The organism is Agarivorans sp. (genome assembly GCF_050295395.1).
In the GTDB taxonomy this organism is placed as follows: Bacteria; Pseudomonadota; Gammaproteobacteria; order Enterobacterales; family Celerinatantimonadaceae; genus Agarivorans.
Genome location: NZ_JBNKPP010000302.1, coordinates 1 through 2,579, shown reverse-complemented (window position 1 = coordinate 2,579; position 2,579 = coordinate 1). Strand labels below are relative to the sequence as shown.

3 protein-coding genes and 1 pseudogene are annotated in these 2,579 nt (G+C 48.2%); all 4 read left to right on the top strand.

Going from position 1 to position 2,579, the window contains the following annotated elements; genetic code table 11:
* Nucleotides 1-431, top strand: a 431-nt coding sequence (gene cydB, locus ACQY6Q_RS18190) for a cytochrome d ubiquinol oxidase subunit II (protein ID WP_427983609.1), incomplete at its 5' end; no start/stop codon positions are given.
* Between the two features lie 14 nt (nucleotides 432-445).
* Nucleotides 446-559: a cytochrome bd-I oxidase subunit CydX gene (cydX, locus tag ACQY6Q_RS18185; protein ID WP_083481514.1), complete on the top strand. Its 114-nt coding sequence runs from the start codon at nucleotides 446-448 to the stop codon at nucleotides 557-559.
* Nucleotides 560-584: 25 nt separating this feature from the next.
* Nucleotides 585-2,285, top strand: coding sequence for a thiol reductant ABC exporter subunit CydD (gene cydD, locus ACQY6Q_RS18180; RefSeq protein ID WP_427983607.1), 1,701 nt, complete (start codon nucleotides 585-587; stop codon nucleotides 2,283-2,285).
* A pseudogene (locus tag ACQY6Q_RS18175) lies at nucleotides 2,282-2,579 on the top strand (heme ABC transporter ATP-binding protein/permease CydC); the annotation flags it as partial. The gene cydD and the pseudogene ACQY6Q_RS18175, both read left to right, overlap by 4 nt.

The window sequence follows — 2,579 nt, the reverse complement described above, 5'->3', positions numbered from 1 at the left end:
GCAACGCGATTAACAATGCGGTATCTAAAACCGTGGTGAGTGCCCCCGATGCTTGGTTAAATAACTTCAATACGTATCCTGTATTGTGGATATTCCCCTGCTTAGGCGTAGCGGCTTTCTTGTTAAGTGCCTTATTCAGTAAATTGAGCAAAGCACCATTGGCCTTTATTTGCTCTTCACTGGCGCAAATTGGCGTGATATTCACTTGTGGCGTAGCGATGTTTCCCTTTGTTATGCCATCGAGCTCCCTGCCGGATCACAGCTTAACCATGTGGGATGCTACTTCGAGTGAGCTAACACTAAAAATTATGTTCTTTGTGGCCTGTATCTTTGTGCCAATTGTTTTGGCCTATACCGCTTGGAGCTATTTTAAAATGTTTGGTCGTTTAAACGAACAGGCCATTCGTGATAACACCCACTCAATGTATTAATTAAGGAGCACTCTATGTGGTATTTTACTTGGATTTTAGGCGTGCTACTGGCCTGTTCTTTTGGCATCATTAACGCCATGTGGTTAGAACTCAACGGCTATTCGGACGACGATACTGATTCAGAATAATTATCAACAACAGCTTAAGCACTGGTTGCGGCCAATTCGGCCGCAACTGCTATTTGCCACCTGCCTTGCCATCCTAAGCGTTCCCTTACTGCTACTGCAAATGTATTGTTTGGCAATGCTTTGCGCGGCTTTGCTACAACTAGAAGCACCTAAGCCGCTACTTTGGTATGGCTTACTAGCGAGCTTTTTGCTACGGCAATTGTTACTTAGCGCTAAAGACTTCCTTGCTCAACAAGCCAGCAGACAGCTTCGCCAAGACCTACGTAATACCCTATGGCAAGGACTAGCACAATTAGGTCCGGCGCGGCAAAAGTTTGGCAGCGACGGGCAACTCTCCAGCCTGCTCACCGAACATGTGGATGCTTTAGACGGTTATATTAGCCGCTATTGGTCCCAACAATACTTGGTAATCGTCACTCCACTGGCAATTGCAGTAGTGGTGAGCCAACATAGCTTGCTGGCAGCGGGTTTACTGCTTGGAACCGCGCCTTTAGTCCCAGTATTTATGATATTGGTGGGTAAAGAGGCCAGCAAAGCTAGCAGCGCGCAGCTACAGCAACAAAGCCGAATGAGTGGCCGCCTGTATGATTTTTTAAGCGGCCTATCTTTGCTCAAGCGTTTAAACGCGGTCCCTGTTGCCAGCCAACACCTTAGCCAAGCCGCCGAATACTATCGCCGCTCGACTATGCAGGTACTGAAGTTGGCCTTTCTTTCCACCGCAGTGCTAGAACTATTTAGCTCCTTGGCGATAGCCTTGGTCGCCCTGTATTTAGGTTTAGGCCTATTAGGTGAACTGCCTTGGTTAAAACAACAAATTGCGGTTAACTACCCCTCGGCTTTATTTATTTTGCTATTGGCTCCCGAGTTTTACCAAGCGCTTCGACAACTAGGCAACGACTATCATGCTAAGGCGCAAGCTCAGTCGGCTACCGTACAATTAATGCCGCTATGGCGTGCCATTGACCCTGCTACCCAACAAACCCAGCAACAGCAAGCGCTGCCCTCTCAACTTGCCAACACGACTGCATTTTCATTGCAACTACAAGACATTCTAGTGGGCCAAGCTCAGCAGCCCCGTTTACAACTAGATAGGCTAACTATTGCTACAGGGCAACGCATCTTACTCAGTGGCCCCAGTGGCAGCGGCAAATCAACACTGCTACAGCTACTGGCAGGCTTCGTGCCTTTTCAAGGGCAGCTCATGTTAAACGATGTCAGTATTGCTAAAGCTCAAATGCCCGCGCTACGACAGCAAATAGCCTATTTAAACCAACACGCTGAGCTCATGCCCGGTAGCGTTGCCGAGAACTTAACGCTAGCCAAAACCGATGCTCAGCCACAACAAATGATTGCCGTTCTGAAAGCGGTAGAACTATGGGATTATCTGGTGCAATACGGGGGCTTGGATTATTCAATTGGTGAACAAGGTTTAGGGCTATCAGGAGGTCAACAACAACGCTTAGCCTTTGCCCGCTTACTGCTGCAACCGCGCGCCATTTGGCTTCTTGATGAACCCTTTGCTGAGTTAGATCAGGCCAGCATAAGCTCTTTATCCAAAGTACTTGAGCAAATCAGCCGTGGCAAAACTCTGTTAATAGCCAGCCATCAATGGCAAGGCTTAGATTTTGTCGACGGCTGCTTGCTATTGGAGCAGGGCCACTTGCTTAAACAACAGCCCATCTCTCTAGCCGAGTTAAAACAACTCAGCAATCAGGACCAGCGATGAAACCATTGAAACTGCGCCAGTTACTGCTATGGCAATGGCCGGGTTGGAGTCTCAGTGGCTTGCTCGGACTAATCACTTTATTCAGTACTATTATGCTACTGGCTTATTCGGGTTGGTTTATTAGTGCCTCGGCCTTGGCGGGTATTGCGGCGATTCAAGCGGGCAGCTTTAACTATATGCGTCCCGGCGCGGTGATTCGCTTACTCGCCATACTGCGCACTGCTGGCCGCTATGCAGAACGCTTACAATCACATAATACGGTCTTAAAACTGCTGAAAAACTTACGCGTAGCCA

Bases quoted from the DNA above. Each gene is read 5' to 3' on its own strand.
- cydX (WP_083481514.1), top strand. From the start codon at position 446: ATGTGGTATTTTACTTGGATTTTAGGCGTGCTACTGGCCTGTTCTTTT.